Genomic DNA, 16,917 nt, shown 5'->3' with positions numbered 1-16,917 from the left:
TTATCAGCCATGCACTCCAATCTGAACCGCCGTCAGATCCTGTCCGTCGGCGCACTGACCCTCACCGCCGCCGGACTCGCCGGATGCACCTCCACCACGAACAAGACGACCTCATTCGTTAAACCCGGCAGCGCCGCGGTCACAGCGACCGAGGCGAAGCGCCGCCGCACAGGGACCGTCGTGCAGCGCGCGCTGACCGCTGAGCCGGTCACGCTCGACTTCGGCGGGAAGACCGCCAAGACCTGGGCGTACCGCGGAGCCTCCGCGACTAAGCCGCTGCGCGGCAAGGTCGGCGACACCCTGAAGGTGGCGCTGACCAACGATCTCCCGGATCCGACCAGCGTGCACTGGCACGGGCTGGCTCTGCGCAACGACATGGACGGCGTGCCCAACCTCACCCAGGAGCCCGTGCAGCCCGGCGCGTCGTTCGCCTACGAGTTCACGCTGCCCGAACCGGGCACATTCTGGTTTCACCCCCACGTCGGCGCTCAGCTCGACCGCGGCCTGTACGCGCCGCTGATCATCGACGATCCGAAAGAGAAGGCCGATTACGACAGGGAGTGGGTCATCGTCCTCGACGACTGGCTCGACGGTGTCACCGCGACACCGGACAAGGTCCTCAAAGAGCTGAGCCAGGGCATGATGGACCACGGCGGCACCGGCCACGGCGGCATGGACATGGGGCCAATGCGGATGGGCAACACCCTGATGGGCGCGACCTCGCCGCTGCTCGGCGGCGACGCCGGCGACGTCTACTACCCCCTGTACCTGATCAACGGCAAGCCCGCGAACGACCCCCAGACCTTTACGGCGAAGTCCGGGGAGCGGATCAGGCTCCGGATCATCAATGCCGGCGGCGACACCGCCTTCCGCTTCGGCGTCGCCGAGCACCCGCTGACGATCACCCACTCCGACGGCTTTCCGATCGAGCCGTTTGAGGCCGAGAGCGTCGTCCTCGGGATGGGGGAGCGCTACGACGCGGTCATCACCGCCGGCGACGGCGCGTTCGCGGTCGTCGCCGAGGGCCTGGGCAAGCAGGACCAGGCCCTCGCCGTCCTGCGCACCGGATCGGGCAGTTCCCCCGCGAAGGACGCGAAGCTGCCACAGACGAAGAGTCCTGCCACGGCATCAGACATGAAGACCGCCGGCGCGGTCAGGTTGCCGAAACGCGCCGTCGATCGCACAGTCGCCCTCGAGCTGAGCGGAGGCATGGAGAAGTACGACTGGGCGATCAACGGCAAGCGCATGGACATGGAGCAGCCGATGCGCGACGCCCTTGGCATCGTCGAAGGGGAGCGGGTCGCGCTCGAGTTCAGGAACTCGACGACGATGTGGCACCCCATGCACCTGCACGGGCACACCTACCAGCTTCCCGGCGGCGGGCCGCGCAAGGACACCTCGATCGTCCTGCCCGGCAAGACGCTGCGCGTCGAGTTCGATGCCGACAACCCGGGGCGGTGGCTCACGCACTGCCACAACGTGTACCACGGGGAAGCCGGGATGATGACGACGATCGCCTACCAGGAGAACTGAGGCATCGGGGCCGCGCCTCTCTTCGGGTGCGCGGCCTGCGCCGCAGCCGTACTGGTCGGGCCATCGGAGCGCGCCTCAGGCCGAGGCGGAAAGAATGCCACGGGACCCTGGAGCTGGTCCCGTCGCGGGGCTGGCCCGACCGATCGGGCGACCTGGAGCCTCATTCGCGCCGACATGACGTCGGCGTAGCTTGGGAGCGACGCGCGGATGCACCCGACACGGCGCATCGGAGCAGGCAGCGCAGCACACGCCGCGGTCGGTGACTGTCTGACAGCGTCAACAGTGGTTCTGAGCATAGTCATCGTGACTCCTTCGTCGTGGTTCGGCGGCGTCTTCGCGGGACGGGTCAGCCGTCCTCTCGGCGCTCCTACTGCGCGTGTCGGCGTTCATGTCCGGCGGACCCATTCGCCCGCCGGACACGAAGCGTCGGGATACATCACGACTCCTGAGCATTCTCCTTCTCGGCCTCGTCGTGGGCCTGCCCGGTGGGGCGGATGTGGCGCAGCCCGGCGGCGGCGATGACCGCGGCGACGGCAGCGATCGCCGCGGAGGTGATCCCGGCGGCGTTCAGTCCGCTGGTGAACGCCTGCTGGGCCGCGGTCGCCAGTGCCTCTCCGACATCGCCCGGCAGCTGCCCGGCGGCGACCATGGCCCCATCGATTCCGGTCTGCGCCGCGGCCGCCGCCTCCGGCGGCAGTCCATCGGGCAGAGAGCCGGTGATCTGGCTGCGATAGGCAGCGATCCCGATGCTGCCGATGACCGCGACGCCGAGTGAGATGCCCAGGTCGTTGACGGTCGTCGCGAGCCCGGAGGCACCGCCGGCCTTCTCCGGCGGGACCGAGCTCACCACCAGGTCCGTGGTCAGCGCCATGGACGGCGCGACCCCGGGGTAGGTCACGACGAAGCTCGCGATCACCAGCGCGAGGCCGGTGCCGGCGTCGAGCTGAGTGAACAGGATGTAGCCGACGACCTGGGTGAGCAGGCCGACGGCGATCACATTGCCCGGCCGGAATCTCCGGGCGAGCATGGGCGAGAGGGTCGAGACGACGATGAGGACCGCCGCGGCGGGCAGGATCGACAGCCCAGCCTGCATGGGCGAGAGTCCCTGGACCTGTTGCAGGTACTGCGTGAACAGCGAGTACACACCGCCCAGTGCCGCGGCCGACAGGAGGAACACGGCGAGTGCTCCGCTGACGGTGCGGTTGGCGAACAGGCGGACGTCGAGCAGGGGCTGGGTCGCGCGTAGTTGCCGGATCACGAACCACAGCCCTATCAGTGCCCCGGCGATCAGCAGGCCGATCGAGGGACCGGCCGGCTCTTGAGTGGCGAAGCGCTTGACGCCGTAGATGATGGCCAGCAGCGAAGCGACCAAGAGCAGTGCGCTGAACAGATCGATCTTCGCGGTCGGATCCTTGTGCTCGGGCAGCAGCAGCGGCGCGCCGATGGCCACCAGCGCCATCACCGGCACCGCGACCAGGAACGTGGCCTGCCAGCCGAAGACCTCCAGCAGCAGGCCGGACAGCAGTGGGCCGAGGGCGACGCCGGCCGAGATCCCGCCGGCCCACACGCCGATCGCGACCCCTCGCGCCTTCGAATCGGCGAAGAGCACGAAGATCAATCCGAGGGTGGACGGGAGCATCATGGCTCCTCCCGCACCGAGGACGGCGCGCCAGGCGATCATCAGCTCGGGACTGGTCGTCAACGCCGCAGCGATGGACACGACCCCGAACAGGACCGCGCCGATCACCATGAGCAGGCGCTTGCCGATCCTGTCGCCGAGGACGCCCATCGCGACGAGGAACCCGGCCATGACGAAGCCGTAGATGTCGAGGATCCACAGCAGCTGCGCGCTCGTCGGCTCCAGGTCAGCGGCCATGTTTGGGGCCGCCAGGAACAAGATCGTCAGCATCATGAACAGCAGCGTCGACGGGATCACGAGGACCGCCAAGCCCCACCACTGCTTCGCCTCGGTCCGGGGCGCAGGTGCATTCGTCTCAGACATGGCGCACCTCCTTGTCTTTCGTCGTCGTTCTCATGGCTCTCCGGGTCCTTTCTTTCTCGACAGGGCCGTCACGGGCCGGGAGGCCCTCAGTCGAAGTCAAGCATCGGTGTACGACTTATAACCGCTATAGTAGCTCGTATATTCCCGTACGAGTTAAGAGGTGGGGCATGCCGAAACGCAAGGGCGCGGCCGGCGCTGGCGGGCAGAAGCCAGTGCGGCACGGAAAGACGGCCAACCAGCGGGCAGACGCCCAGCGCAACCGGGCGAAAATCCTCGCGGCGACTCCGGACGCGCTCCGGAAGGACCCCGATGCCTCCGTCGCCGACATCGCCGCCGAGGCAGGCGTCGGCCGGATGACCCTCTATGGGCATTTCAAGACCCGGGCCGAGCTCATCGACGCGACGCTCGCCGACAGCCTTGAGCGGGCCGAGGCCGTCCTGGCCGATGTGCCCCTCGACGGGGATCCCGGCGGGGCCTTCGAGGCTTTGATCACCTCGAGCTGGATGCTCCTGGATCGCATCCGCGCCGTGTTCGTGGTGGCTCAACGCGAGCTGCCGCCGACCCGCATTCGGGAGATGCACGAGAAGGCCGAAGCTCGGATGCGGGGCGTGGTCGAGTGCGGCCAACGCGAAGGCGTCTTCCGCGTCGATCTGCCCGTCACCTGGCTCCTCGCGGTTACGCACCTGACCATGAACGCCGCGGCCGAGGAGACTAACGCCGGCCGGCTCGACAGCGATGACGCGGCCCGCGTCATCGTCGGCACCCTGCGCTCCGCATTCGCCGCCAACGGTCGCTTCTGACCCATCGAATCGCCAGTAAGGGCACCTCGTCGTCCTCGCGAGCCGAACGTGGAGCGACCGGCGGCGTCTCGTGCAGCACTCAGCGATGCGCAACAACGGCCAAATATGAAAAATATCTGCGTATGGACGTAGATAAGCAGATGTGCGGGTTGGACCCCGAGGGCCGGTACGTGGAACTCGCGGTCGAGATGTTTGGGCTGCTATCCGATGCGACCCGGGTAAGGATCATCTTGGGCCTGCGGCGCGATGACGAGTTGTCGGTGAACCGGATCGCCGAGGTCGTTCGCAAGTCTTCGGCGGCGGTCGCGGCACCTGGCGAAGCTGCGGATGGCTCGGATCGTGTCGACCCGGCAGGAGGAAGACCGAGCAGCTCTACCTGGCGTCATTCCCGTCAGCTTTACCGGACGTGCGTAAGGGTGTGCGGGTCGGGGTAGGTTTCGCGGGCAAATCTATGTGAGGCACCGGAAACAGTTCGCGGGCGTATTGACGTGAGGCGTTACGTGCGTCGAGGAGAATGAACCTCCCTGTCATTCCGGGCGGGGCTTCTTGAAGACTGGCGCTTGTTCGCTGGTCACTTGGCGTGCTGGATTTCGCTTTCGGTGACCCATTTGTGGTTAGTCATCGTCATATCGCCCATATCGACATCAACCATGTAAACGGTTTCATCAGTCGAGGAATCGATCGTTGCCCTGGCCCCTGTCATGCCGGGCATGTGGTCGGCGTTCACAACGACCTCCGTGCCGTCCTTCAGTGGAGGCTTGCCTGGATTCTCCAATTCTTCCTGAACGACCCACTTGTGATCAGTGACTGCGTCACTGCCATCGGTCGGTGTGTAGCTGACAGAATAGGTCGTGGTATCGAAGGCCCCCGAGATCGTCGCTTTTGCTCCAGCCATCCCCTCCATGTGGTCGGCAGTAAGTACGACGTTTTCACCCATGGCGTATTTGGGATCGGCGGCTTTCTTGATGCCTTCTGGAGGCTGACCGCCATCGGCTGCATGGGCATGACTCTCACCCGACGGGGATTCGGCGGCTGTCTGAGACTGGGAAGGTTGTGCGGACTGTTCTTTGTCGGGGCTGGAGCAGCCTAACAGTGCCAGGGCTCCTGCAGCCGCCATCGCGGCGATTGACGTCATCGTATTGAATTTCTTCATGTTATCTCCTTTGCATTTCCAAGCCATGCCGGGCCGAAGTGGTCATGCTGAGTATGTGGCGCGCTCAAGCATGGAAACGCTCCACAAGCGGTGAAGTCTCAACCCGCAAGGGACCGCAAAGGTCACCACGATGCCTCGCGAGTCTCAGAATATACCCTAGGCAGGTATTGTGACGATGACGTGAGAACACCGCGCAGGGGTGCCCAGTCCCGTGCACGTTCACGAAAGCCAAGCGCAGGACGTGGTCCCTACGGATGATCACACCCCGTCTCGCTCATCGAACATGGTGGCGGCGATCCCACACCCGCAATTTAAGTGCAACGGGGAGGAGTGCTTCGGTCCTTCTCGGGTCGGAGGGCAGAGTCGTGAGTTTCAGCGGTGTCTTCCGTCGCTAGAACTGCATGGGCCCTTCTAAAACCTTCCAGAGCAAGCCGGCAGCGACCCCGACTCCGAGACTGGCAAGGGCTGCAGTGGCGGCGGTCGCCGCGGGCCATCTGGTTGTCCCTCCCGCCGGAGGGAACCGGGTGGAGTTCGTGGACGGGCGCATGAACGCAGGGCCGAACCAGCGGAGGTAGTAGAAGAGACTGAGCAAACTGTTGACCATCACCACCAGTGCCAGCCAGCCGTGGCCCCCATCCCAGGCGGCGGTGGCAGTGGTGAACTTACCGACGAAGACCGCCAACGGTGGGATACCCACTAAGCCGAGTAGCGAGACCACCAACGTCACTGCTAATCCAGGTCGGGATCTGGCCAAACCACGGTATGCGGTCAGCTCTCGGAGGGTGGGAAGAGCTGCGGCGACGGCAAAGGCACCAATGTTGGCAAGGGCATACGCGGCGAGGTAGAACAGCATCGAGGGCAGGGCAAGATCGCTGTGTCCGATGGCGGTGATGGGCACGAGCAGGAACCCGACCTGGGCCACTGTCGACCAGCCAAGGAGCCTGCGTGGATCACGTTGCCAGTAGGCGGCAAGGTTGCCCAAGAACATGGAGGCTGTGGCCAGAACCGCTACAACGATGGGCCAGGAGTCGTTTCCTGCTGACACTGTGTCCACGAGCCGGTAGATGGCGATGAGTGCCCCAACCTTGGGCACAGTGGTGAGAAAGGTCGCTGCTGTAACACCCGTGCCCTGGGCGGCATCGGGTACCCAGAAATGGACGGGTACCCCACCTGCTTTGAACAGCAACCCGGTCAGCACACACAGCGCACCGACACCAACTGCCGCCGAGGGTGCCGTCGGAAGGGTCTGTGTCAGCAGGGCGTAGTCGGTACCACCGGCCAGGGCGTAGAGCACGGTGACACCGAGCATGAGGATGATTCCAGACAGGGCTCCGAGGAAGTACGTCTTCATAGCGGCTTCGGCCCCGGCCGCCCCGCCGGTCAGTCCCACGATCGCGTAGAGAGGGATGCTGGCCAGCAGGAACCCGACGATGAGGACGAGGAGATCGGTGGCCCCGGCCAGCACCATCACCCCAGTGGTGGCGAAGAGGAACAAGGCGTACGTGTCCGATTCCCGAGGCGAGCCGGCAAGCTCTCCGGAGGCGACCCCTAAGACCAACAGGGTGGCCAGAGCGGCGATGACTCGCCCGGCACCAGTGGCAGTATCGACAGCGAAAGTCCCGGCGAACGCAGCGTGCGGAGGCCCGGCCATGGCCAACGCGGTGACGATCGCGGCACCCAGCAGGGCCAGGGCAGCTACCGTGCGAGAGACCCATTGCCGGTGGCGGGGTAAGAATGACCCGCCGAGGAGGACGACGAGGCCGCCGACGAAGACGATGATCTCCGGCAGCAGCAGGCTCGGCTGCATCTGCATCGACGCGTCCACCGTTTACCTCCCGACCAGAGTGACGAGAGCGGCCGAGGCGGGCTCGATGACATACAGGAACGTCTGGGGCACGACGCCGATGAGCAGTGATAGTGCCAGTAACGGACCTATCGACCACAGTTCTCGACCGTTCAGGTCGCTAAATCCTGTTGAATGGCCGTGGGTGGGGCCGGTGAAGACTCGCTGGAGCGCCCGCAGGAACAATGCGGCTGTGATCAGGATTCCCAGCAGAGCAATGGCGGTGATCGGAGCGACCGCGATGCTACCGGCAAAAATCTGGAACTCGGCGATGAACCCGGAGAGTCCAGGCAGACCCAGAGACGCGAACGAGGCGATCGCGAACAGTGCCGCGTAGCGAGGCGCAGGGGCTGCCAGACCACCGTAGGAGCCCATGTCGTAGGTTCCGGCGCGAGACTGCATCACTCCGGCCAGGAGGAAGAGGGCAGCGGTGATCAGACCGTGGCTGACCATCTGGACGACGGCACCGGTGACGGCCACGGAACGGGCTTGGGCACTGTCATCGATGACGAGACCGACCGCACCTAGGGCCAGGACGATGTAGCCCATGTGGTTGACCGAAGTGTAGGCGATCATGCGTTTGAGGTTGGTTTGAGCCAGTGCCACGAACGCCCCGTAGAGGACCGAGATGATCCCGACGATGATGATGACCCAGGCCCAGGACCGCCACGCATCGGGCAAGATCGGCATGGCAATGCGTACGAACCCGTAGGTGCCCATCTTCAGCAGCACACCGGCCAGCACGGCCGAACCGGTGGCGGGGGCATCGGTGTGGGCCGGGGGTAACCAGGTGTGGAAGGGAACAGTGGGCGTCTTCACCGCCAACCCCACCACGATCGCTGCCAGCACCAGCCCACCGGCCACCGGATTGCCCTTCAGCGGGGCGGCTGCGACGAGTTCGAGAATGTCGAAGGTGTGGGGGTCGGAGAACACGTAGAGGCCGATGAAGCCCAACAGCAGGGCCAGGGACCCCAGGAAGGTGTAGAGGAAGAATCTCAGCGCCGATCGGGCAGCGTTGCCGTGGCCCCATCCGGCGATGACGAAGTACATGCCCACGATCGACAGGTCGAAGAACACAAAGAAGACGATGAGGTCAGCAGAGATGAATACTCCGAGACTGACACCTTCGAGGAACAAGAACAGTGCCGAGTGAGCCCGTGCTCGCTGGGAGTTCGTCAGCGCGTAGATGGCAGCTGCGAGAAAGACCACCGCGGTCATGGCCAGCAGGGGCAACGACAGCCCATCGACACCGATATGATAGCTGCTGTTGACGCCCGGGATCCACGGGATTTGCTCGTCGAAGGCCAGCCTGTTGGGCCCTGGGTTCTCGTATCCGGCCCAGACGATGCCGATGAGAATGAGTTCGACGGCGCTGACGATCACCCAGATCCAGCGTGCTGCTGCGGGCCTGATGGCAGGAACCGCGGCGACGACGGCAGCGACGACCAGGGGCAGGAAAACGATCAGACTGAGCATGTTCATCCCATCATGGTGGACAGAGACCAGATCACGGCACCGGCGACGAGCACCGCGATGGTCTGGAGGAAGTAGTGGTGGATGGCCCCGGTCTGCGGGATCCGGGCCAACTGTCCCAGGCGGCCCACCCGGTCGGCGATGACACTAACACCACGGTCGATCCCGTGGTTGTCGGCCCAGGCAGCAGTCCGTGCCAGCCGGCCAACACCCCCGGCCAGGACGGTGACCGACCGATCCAAAACGTGGTCATCGAAGAATGCCAGGGCGCGGGCCAAGGCCAGCGAGGGGCGGACAATGACGACGTGCGCGGCCGCCTCCAGCCCAAACCAACCAAGTGCCCACCGTGGGTGCGGGGCACGCAACCACACCATGAGTACCACCACGACCACAGCAATCCCGGCCGAGACAGCCAACTCCACGACAGAAACGACACCGCCCCCACCCAGGGCGGCGGCGAGGACACTGGACAGTGGGGGAAGGGCAAGGGCACCAAGTGTGGCCGCGCCGAGCGCGAGGACGACCAGTGGAGCCTGCTCCAGGCCCGTGACCGTGCCGGTTCCATGGTCCCGGGCGTGCCTGTGAGTGCCGCGAGACCACATGATCCACAGGATCTTACCCGCATAGGCCGCCGACACGGCTCCCGCGACCAGTCCTGCTGCGTAGAGTAACCGAGAAGTTTCGAGAGCGGCGGTGAGCACGGAATCTTTCGTCGCCCACAATGACAAGGGAGCGATTCCGGCCAACGCCAGCGCCCCAACTGTCGCGGCCACCCCAACAATCCGCCATCGTCGGGCCGCTCCCCGTAAGTTCGTCAGCTCCTCGGTTCCCAATGCCTGCAACCATGCGCCGGCGACGAGGAACAACAGGGCCTTGACCGATGCGTGGGCAACCAAATGGGCGGCTCCACCGCTGACGGCACCAACTCCGGCGGCGAGGACCACGAAACCCAGTTGGGCAACCGTGGAGGCAGCCAACAGTTGTTTGAAGTTCCGCTGCCCCAAGGCCACGAACCCCATGAGCACAGCGGTGGCCACCCCGACCCAAGCAGCCACCGGACCGGCCCACCCGGTGGAGGCCAGCAACGGTTGGATGCGCAGCAGCAAGTATCCCCCCATGGCGACCATCGCCGCCGAATGCAGTAAAGCACTCACGGGGCTCGGGCCCTTCATCGCTCCTGAGAGCCAGAAAGAGAACGGCAGCTGCGCGGCCTTGCCCAGAGCCGCGACCAGGATCCCGGCGGCGATCACGTGCCGCCACGGGGTGGCAACTGAGGATAAATCGGCAAGTCCCATGCCGACCCCACCAGCCAGAGCGGCCCCGGCAGCGACGTAGAGACCCAGGTCAGCGCTACGGGTTGTGATGAAGGCAGTCAGGCCCGCTGACACACGGTCGCCATCACGCCACCAGAATCCGATCAAGGCATAGGACGTCGCACCCATGAGCTCCCAGGCAAACAAGAGAGCCGGGAGGCTGGCTGCTGTCGCGGTGACCAGGGCGGAAGCGGAGAAAATGAGCATCAACCCGAAGAACCGCGACCGAGACTCTCGGATCGTGCCGGCGGCGAAGACCAGGACCAGGAACGTCACTGCCGCAATCATGGGCGCGATCAGGCTCGCGAGAGCGTCGACGTTCAACGCGAAGTCGGCTCCGGCGAGGAACGGGTAGGACGCTGCCGGGCGGGTGAGAGCAGTGATGACCGCCAAGATCGTTGACAGTCCGGCCGTGACAAGTGCGATCGAGGCCGCACTGCGGTTGGCCCGGGGGGCCATGGCGAGCACAGCGCCCACGACTGCTGGAAGCACGACCATGGCCACGAGTGCCATCTGGGGCCCGGTCATTGGGAGAGCTCCTGTGCCATATCGGTCATATCCGTGCCCCGGCGGCGGTGTAAGAGCGTGGCTATCGCAAAGCCCATCGCCATCTCGACTGTCATCGCCGCCAAGATCACCAGCAGCAACACCTGCCCCGAGGGGGCGGGTGCCAGGAACCACCAGAATCCACCGGCGGCCAGCAGAACCCCATTGATCATCAGTTCCAGGCCCATCATCACCATCACGATGACCTGTTGAGACAGGGCCCCGTAGAGGCCCACCGCGAACAATGCAGCGGCGACGACCAGCACGGCTTCGAGAGTCATTGCTTCCCACCTCCCGGCTGGGCGTCGTTGACTCGACGGTGGCGCAGATCATCACCGAAGCGGTCATAGCGAGTCCGGTGAGAGGCCAGGACGACTCCGGCGACGATTGTGGCGACCATGACAGCGCCGACGACAGCCATGACCAACATCTTCTCGCCCATGATCTCCAATCCGAGCGCGTGTGTGAGATCAGCAGGCGGGCTACCGCGACGCTGTGGCCACGGGATCAGGAGAGCACCACCTGCTAACAGCACGAAGACACCGACTGACGTCGCGATTGCTGTCTTCTTCCCGTGAGTCATGTCCATCGGCATCAGTGCTGGATTCATCCCCATGAACATCACCATGTAGACAGCCATCACCGCCATCTCCATGACCATCATGAGGATCGTGATCAACCCCAGATAGTTCTGCTGCAGCAAAAGAATTTGGACACCCACGGCAATGAAGGACACCGCCAGGGCATACGTGGCTCGGGCCATGGAATTGACCACGAACACGGCCAGGCCGGTCGCCACAGCGATCACGGCGAGGACCCAGAATGCGATTCCAATCAGCATGCTTCAGCCTTTCCAGACAACAAGAACAGACACGACAAGATCCTGGACAACGATGGCTGGGAGCAGGAGTGTCCACCCGATCGTCATGAACCGATCGGGACGCATCAGTGGGATCTTTCGCCGCGACCACACGAGCACGGCCAAGACGGCCAGGGTTTTAATGAGCACCCAGGTCCAGTCTGGCAGCCACGGTCCAGCACCGCCGCCGAGGAACAGTGGCACCGAGAACGCCGCCCCAGCGGCCAAGAACAGGTAACGCCCGGCGTGGAAGACTAAGCGGTCGACCGCAGACAATTCGGTGCCCGCCCCACCGGTGATGTCTGTGGCCACGGCCGCGGCGAACGGTCCCCACACGGAGAACCCCATCACCCCGATCAGGTAGATCAGGAATGCCACAGGCATCCACACCACGAACCACAGATCGTCGTCTTGCGCGGCGGCCACCGCCCCGACATTGAGGCTGCCAGCAGCGATCGCCGGGGCCACCAAGGCAAACATCAACGGCAGTTCGTAGGCCAGCCCGTGAGCCAGGAACCGGTAGCCGCCGATGAGACTGTATGTCGAATTCGCGCCCCACCCCGTCAACCACACCAGGGCCCACACCAAGACGTCGATGGTGTTCAACCACACGACCCCGACATCGAGATCAGCAAGTGTCCATTGGCCCAGGGGGATGACAGCGACCATGAAGAACGCGCCAATGAACATTCCGACCCCACCAGCGCGCCACAGCATCGTGTCGGCGGCCACAGTCGTACGTCGGCGTTGTCGCAGCAACCGGGCGAAACGACCGGCTATCGTGGTCCACCCACCGCGAGCCCCCTGGGCCCGCGCGGTGAGTCCCGTATCGAGGGCGATCGCGAAGACCGCCAGACTGCAGAGAATTGCCCCCGCGACCACTGCCCACCCAGCAGAAACGGTGACCAGTCCGCTATCAGTCATGCCTTACCCCCTTGGGTGGTGGGGTGAAGGCGCAGGTTCACACTGGCCACGGCCAGCCGGAGGGTTGCCAGTTCCAGCCCGGTGACCAAGTTCGGGAGGACCTGCCACGAGACGTCGTCGTCAATCATCGGGCCCGCCCCGCCAACGGCGGCCTGGATACGAGCGAGGGTGCGAAGCATTCGATCATAGGCATCGCCCCGGCAACTGGCTGGCAGAGAGTGTCGGTGAAGATCGACCTGTTCGAGGACGAGGACTCCTTGCAGGGACCAGCGCAACAACCATGATCTCCTGATCGTGCGGATCAGTCGTTCGAGACGATCTAGGGCGGCAGTGTGATCACCTCGCAACAGGCAGTCCCTGGCCTGGCGGGCACGAGCGGCGAGGTCGTCGGCCCCGGCCAGGGCCAGCAGCGCCATCACGTTATCGCACAGCAGTGCAGCCCTGAGATCCGGGGCAAATACGTGCAAGGAGTGTTCGTGATCGCGACCGTCAACGATTGAGGCCTCAGAGTCAACGACCACATCACCTTGGAGTGTGCAGTCAAGGACCAGGCCGGCCGGCCAGTAGGCAAGCACGGGGCCCAGCGGTAGATGCAGGACATCCATCTCAAGACCGTCCCGATCCGGCCCGCCTTGAGCCAATGGGATGCCGCCGGGAGACATATCCATGCCACCGTGACCGCTGTGATCCATCCCCCCGTGGCCACTGTGATCGTGACCGCTGTCCTCCAGGCCGCTGTGGTCCATCCCACCATGACCGTTGTGGCCGCTGTGGTCCATGTGGTCGTCGCCGTTGTGGTGCATGTCAGCGTGGCTATCGTGGTCCACCTCGTCGTGGTCCATGCTGTCGTTGCCGCTATGGTTCATGTGGTCGGCACCGCTGTGATCGATCTCGCCGTGGCCGTTGTGGTGCATGCCAGTGTGGTTGTCGTGGTCCATGCCGTCGTGGCCACTGTGGCTCATGTGATCGTGACCGCTGTCCTCCATGCCGCTGTGGTCGTGACTGCCGTGACCGCTGTGGTCCATGTCGTCGTGGGGAATCTGAGGTTCTTGTGCCCGCTCCCGCGCATCCTTTGCGTGCTGGTCGGTGTCGACGTAGAGGGTTGCGGCGTCGTTAAGAGCAGAACTGACAGTGCTGGATGAGCACATGTTGGCTCGGACTCGGGGCCCGGGCATCTGCTCCCAGAGTCGGTCCACTAGTGGTGTGAGCTCGGGTCCGGGAGTGCCACAGACTGCGAGTACGTCCGCATCTGCCGGTGCCCAGGCACGCCGCCAGCCTCGCCGCAACATCTGGTCTTCGAGTTCGACCCGCGTCAACCACTGTCCCGGGACCTCGACGATGAGGACTCGGACGGCTCGAACAGCCAATTTCGCGATGATCGCGGTCATACCCATCGGAAGGCACCTTCCCTCCAGGCCCATGCGACGGCAACCAGGAGTGCGCCAAGAAAGAGAAACATCTCTATCACGGCAGAGATCCCCTTCTCAGCCACGACGATCGCCCACGGATACATGAACAGCATCTCGACATCGAATGCGAGGAAGACGATCGAGGCCAGGTACCAACGCACATGATACCGAGACAAAGCGTGTTCCTGTGGAATCCACCCCGACTGAGCTGGAAGCACAGTCAATGGTTGAGCCAGTACACTGACAGCCCGGTGTAATCCATAGAGGAGAACGACGGCAACTATGGCGACCATGCCCATACCCACTATTCCGTCCACTGGCTCCCGTCCTTCCACATCGTTGAGGCAAACACAATCGTTGCGGACCACCCGAACGAGGTGGCCTCCCAGTAGGGTCAGCTACGCATGAGCCGTCCGATGGCCTCGGAGACTTCGTCGAGTTTCTCTTCGGCCTCGGCCCCGCCGGTTTTGGCGGCATCGGCGACGCAGCTGCGTAGGTGGTCGTCGAGGAGCCCGCGGGCAACATTGCGTAGGGCCGACTGGATGGCCGAGACCTGGGTGAGGATGTCGATACAGTATTTCTCCTCATCGACCATGCGTTGAATACCCCGAACTTGCCCCTCAATGCGAGACAGGCGTCTTTCATACTGCTTCTTATCCTGGATGTAACCGTGCTGGTGGCCAGCGGTGTGGCAGTTGGCAGTCTGGTCGACTTCCGGCGTTTCGGGCAGGTCGCCGTCGGCGACGACGGGAACATCATTTGTGGTCATTGGTGGCTCCTGAGGTTTCATCTGCTGTTCGGTTTCCCTGCTAGGTATCTGAAGGTCAGGCTATACCTATAGGGGGTATAATGTCGATAGTGACTGCGCTCCGGCGTGAGGAAATTTGGGTAGGACCTTTGCCGCGTCGAACCGATAGTGTCAGGGATTCCAGCAAGGGGAGGGAACTGAGGAATGAAAGGTCAGGTGCTCTACAACCGAGACTGCCCGAATTGGCAGTTGGTCATCGCACGGGTCAAACGCGTTCTCACAGACTTGGGCCTGAAAAGCGGTGTTATCGAACCGATATTGATTGATACCGATGCTGCGGCCAGAGACTACGGGTTCGCTGGCTCGCCCACGGTCTTGGTCGATGGAGTCGACCTTTTCGCATCCAGGGGTCCGGCGGGCGCGTTTGCTTGTCGCGTGTATCCGACCGGCGACGGTCTTGCTGGGGCACCGAGCGAGCAGCAACTCAAAACCGCCATTGAGGATGTCAGAGGCCAGTGATCACGATGGCAAAGACTTGACTGCCCGTGTCGGTGCAGGAGGCACGTGTGCCACGACACCGGTAACTGCATCTGGCACGGCTGATTCCTCAACGGCAGCCGGTCGAGTCAGAGTTTTGGGTTAGTCAGCGTCGATACGGGTATCGCCGACGACCGAGATTCAGGGAACGGCAGACGGCGCTGGGGTAACGATGACATCGCCGACTCCAGGCAAGGCATCCCTGATTGAGGTTTCGACAGTTCGCTGGAGGACTTTGAAGTCGTCAACTGTCTCAGCGTCGGTAGCGATGATGTTGGCTTGGAGATTCAAGCGGTGACCGTTCCATCGGAGTCGTAGCTCGGTGACATCGAAGACTGTGGGCAGTCCCCGGATGGCATCCTCAGCGGTCTCCGTCAGGTGGGGGTCGACTCCATCGAGGAGTCGGTGGCCGAAGTCTTTGGTGGTGGTGATCAGAAGGACGAAGATCGCCAAAGAGGTGATGATCCCGATGGCAGGGTCGGCCCAGGGCAGACCGAGGCCGACGCCAATGACGCCGACGACGACGGCCAGTGAGGTCAGTCCGTCAGCGCGGGCATGGATGCCGGGGAACGAAGAGCCCGTAGATCACACCCCTGAGTCCTGTTGGATGGTCGTGATGATAGTCGTCGTGGCTGTGCTCTGATGTCGGACGTGCCCATGCTATGGCTTCTCGTGGGGAGTGGCGCTCAGGTGATGATGATTGCGTCCGATGGTGTGTTCGGCCTGCTCGATGGCATCGACAACAAGACGGCGGGCGTGTTCGTCGGTGAGTGAGTAGAAGACTTTTGTGCCTCCATACCTGCTTGTCACCATCCGTGACATGCGCAATCGGGCCAAGTGCTGAGATACCGAGGTCGGAGATTCATCAACGATGTCGGCTAAATGGTTGACGGAAAGTTCCCCGGTCAACCAGTGTCCGTCATCTGGCATATCGAGACCGATAGCTGAGACGTCATACGCAGGACGCCCCACATTGCGAATACTGGCCTTTGAGACACAACAGTCCCTCAACGACGAATCGAGATGATGTGAAACGACTAGCCATCGCCACGGCAGTCCTTGTACTGGCACTGACCGGATGCTCATTGTCCGACGCGGACCCGCCGTCCGAGACAGAACAAGCAGCACCATCGGACCTTCTTGCTGACTACGGCCTGGCCGAGATGGACGCCATCGAAGCCATCGACTATCTCGACAGGATCAAGGTAACTGATCGCCCCACTGACCTGATGGCGTCCGTCTATCCGGACGAGCTGGTGCTCACTGACAAGGCGCAAGAGGTGACACTGGATATGCCCGAGGACTCCACCTATCTCTCTATTGCCCCATATGAGAATCAAAGTCACGAGTGCTTCTACCACAGCCTGACAACCTGTCTTGGTGAGCTTGGCAATGAGAGTGTCGATGTTCGGATCATCGACGACTCCACCGGCGACGTTGTTGTCGACGAGAAGGCGACGACTTACGATAATGGGTTTGTTGGCTTCTGGGTGCCCAGAGACCTCGAAGGCACCATTGAAATCAGCCACGATGGCAAGGTCGGAAAGACCACCTTCTCCACCACCGAAGATGGCGCTACTTGCATCACTGATCTCCACCTCGCCTAGTGCGAAGTCCACATTGAGGCTGCTTGCTTGACTCAGTTTCAGGCGGCCTCAAAGCCCACCTTCTTCAACATACCTGCGCCTCGCTCTACCACTTGAGTTGCTTGGTACCTTCGGCTCGAAGCTCACCAGTTGGAGAGACATTGTCCTTTTCAGGAGTCGGCTACACGGTT

Annotated in this window: 17 protein-coding genes and 1 pseudogene; 6 read left to right on the top strand and 12 right to left on the bottom strand. The window is 63.4% G+C overall.

What is annotated here, in order from left to right; translation table 11 throughout:
- The first annotated feature begins 9 nt into the window (after positions 1–9).
- Positions 10–1,533 (top strand): multicopper oxidase family protein, encoded by a 1,524-nt coding sequence (locus BLT92_RS06995; RefSeq protein WP_092104348.1) that lies wholly within the window; start codon positions 10–12, stop codon positions 1,531–1,533.
- A gap of 436 nt (positions 1,534–1,969) precedes the next feature.
- Here BLT92_RS06995 and BLT92_RS06985 read toward each other — a convergent pair whose 3' ends face one another.
- Entirely contained in the window at positions 1,970–3,535 is a 1,566-nt protein-coding gene (locus BLT92_RS06985; RefSeq protein WP_092104344.1) for an MFS transporter, read from the bottom strand.
- 167 nt (positions 3,536–3,702) lie between these two features.
- On the opposite strand from BLT92_RS06985, the gene BLT92_RS06980 reads away from it, so the two are divergent.
- Entirely contained in the window at positions 3,703–4,335 is a 633-nt protein-coding gene (locus tag BLT92_RS06980) for a TetR/AcrR family transcriptional regulator (protein WP_092104342.1), read from the top strand.
- 122 nt (positions 4,336–4,457) lie between these two features.
- Positions 4,458–4,701: pseudogene (locus tag BLT92_RS20815) on the top strand (ArsR family transcriptional regulator); the annotation flags it as partial.
- Between the two features lie 205 nt (positions 4,702–4,906).
- On the opposite strand, the gene BLT92_RS06970 reads toward BLT92_RS20815, so the two are convergent.
- From BLT92_RS06970 to BLT92_RS06925, 10 genes are all read right to left on the bottom strand, one after another.
- Entirely contained in the window at positions 4,907–5,488 is a 582-nt protein-coding gene (locus tag BLT92_RS06970; RefSeq protein WP_092104341.1) for a YdhK family protein, read from the bottom strand.
- A gap of 391 nt (positions 5,489–5,879) precedes the next feature.
- Positions 5,880–7,301: an NADH-quinone oxidoreductase subunit N gene (locus tag BLT92_RS06965; protein WP_172802565.1), complete on the bottom strand. Its 1,422-nt coding sequence runs from the start codon at positions 7,299–7,301 to the stop codon at positions 5,880–5,882.
- A 15-nt stretch (positions 7,302–7,316) separates the two neighbouring features.
- Entirely contained in the window at positions 7,317–8,813 is a 1,497-nt protein-coding gene (locus tag BLT92_RS06960) for a complex I subunit 4 family protein (RefSeq protein WP_231939072.1), read from the bottom strand.
- Positions 8,810–10,645 carry an NADH-quinone oxidoreductase subunit 5 family protein gene (locus BLT92_RS06955; protein ID WP_092104338.1) on the bottom strand — a complete coding sequence of 612 codons (1,836 nt, stop codon included), beginning with the start codon at positions 10,643–10,645 and terminating at the stop codon, positions 8,810–8,812. The genes BLT92_RS06960 and BLT92_RS06955 overlap by 4 nt, the downstream gene beginning before the upstream one ends.
- Entirely contained in the window at positions 10,642–10,944 is a 303-nt protein-coding gene (locus tag BLT92_RS06950) for an NADH-quinone oxidoreductase subunit NuoK (protein WP_092104336.1), read from the bottom strand. Before BLT92_RS06950 ends, BLT92_RS06955 begins: the two co-directional genes overlap by 4 nt.
- Positions 10,941–11,504 carry an NADH-quinone oxidoreductase subunit J gene (locus tag BLT92_RS06945; protein ID WP_092104334.1) on the bottom strand — a complete coding sequence of 188 codons (564 nt, stop codon included), beginning with the start codon at positions 11,502–11,504 and terminating at the stop codon, positions 10,941–10,943. The genes BLT92_RS06950 and BLT92_RS06945 overlap by 4 nt, the downstream gene beginning before the upstream one ends.
- Positions 11,505–11,507: 3 nt before the next feature.
- A complete protein-coding gene (locus tag BLT92_RS06940) occupies positions 11,508–12,446 on the bottom strand; it encodes a complex I subunit 1 family protein (protein WP_092104332.1) in 939 nt (312 codons plus the stop codon).
- The gene (locus tag BLT92_RS20810) at positions 12,443–13,834 is read right to left on the bottom strand and encodes a hypothetical protein (RefSeq protein ID WP_231939071.1); all 1,392 of its coding nucleotides are present in this window, start codon (positions 13,832–13,834) and stop codon (positions 12,443–12,445) included. The genes BLT92_RS06940 and BLT92_RS20810 overlap by 4 nt, the downstream gene beginning before the upstream one ends.
- A complete protein-coding gene (locus BLT92_RS06930) occupies positions 13,831–14,172 on the bottom strand; it encodes an NADH-quinone oxidoreductase subunit A (protein WP_231939070.1) in 342 nt (113 codons plus the stop codon). Before BLT92_RS06930 ends, BLT92_RS20810 begins: the two co-directional genes overlap by 4 nt.
- 77 nt (positions 14,173–14,249) lie before the next feature.
- Positions 14,250–14,624, bottom strand: coding sequence for a metal-sensitive transcriptional regulator (locus BLT92_RS06925; RefSeq protein WP_092104330.1), 375 nt, complete (start codon positions 14,622–14,624; stop codon positions 14,250–14,252).
- A gap of 183 nt (positions 14,625–14,807) precedes the next feature.
- On the opposite strand from BLT92_RS06925, the gene BLT92_RS06920 reads away from it, so the two are divergent.
- Positions 14,808–15,122 (top strand): hypothetical protein, encoded by a 315-nt coding sequence (locus tag BLT92_RS06920; protein WP_157691368.1) that lies wholly within the window; start codon positions 14,808–14,810, stop codon positions 15,120–15,122.
- A gap of 159 nt (positions 15,123–15,281) precedes the next feature.
- Here BLT92_RS06920 and BLT92_RS06915 read toward each other — a convergent pair whose 3' ends face one another.
- Positions 15,282–15,701: a cation diffusion facilitator family transporter gene (locus BLT92_RS06915; RefSeq protein ID WP_331712247.1), complete on the bottom strand. Its 420-nt coding sequence runs from the start codon at positions 15,699–15,701 to the stop codon at positions 15,282–15,284.
- Positions 15,702–15,782: 81 nt separating this feature from the next.
- On the opposite strand from BLT92_RS06915, the gene BLT92_RS21115 reads away from it, so the two are divergent.
- Together BLT92_RS21115 and BLT92_RS06905 are read left to right on the top strand one after the other, a co-directional pair.
- Positions 15,783–15,914 (top strand): hypothetical protein, encoded by a 132-nt coding sequence (locus BLT92_RS21115; RefSeq protein ID WP_331712236.1) that lies wholly within the window; start codon positions 15,783–15,785, stop codon positions 15,912–15,914.
- 254 nt (positions 15,915–16,168) lie between these two features.
- Positions 16,169–16,747, top strand: a complete 579-nt coding sequence (locus BLT92_RS06905; RefSeq protein WP_172802564.1) for a CueP family metal-binding protein — start codon at positions 16,169–16,171, stop codon at positions 16,745–16,747.
- Positions 16,748–16,917: the final 170 nt, after the last annotated feature.

Source organism: Brevibacterium picturae (assembly GCF_900105045.1).
GTDB lineage: Bacteria > Actinomycetota > Actinomycetes > Actinomycetales > Brevibacteriaceae > Brevibacterium > Brevibacterium picturae.
This window is presented reverse-complemented; position numbering and strand designations above follow the sequence as displayed.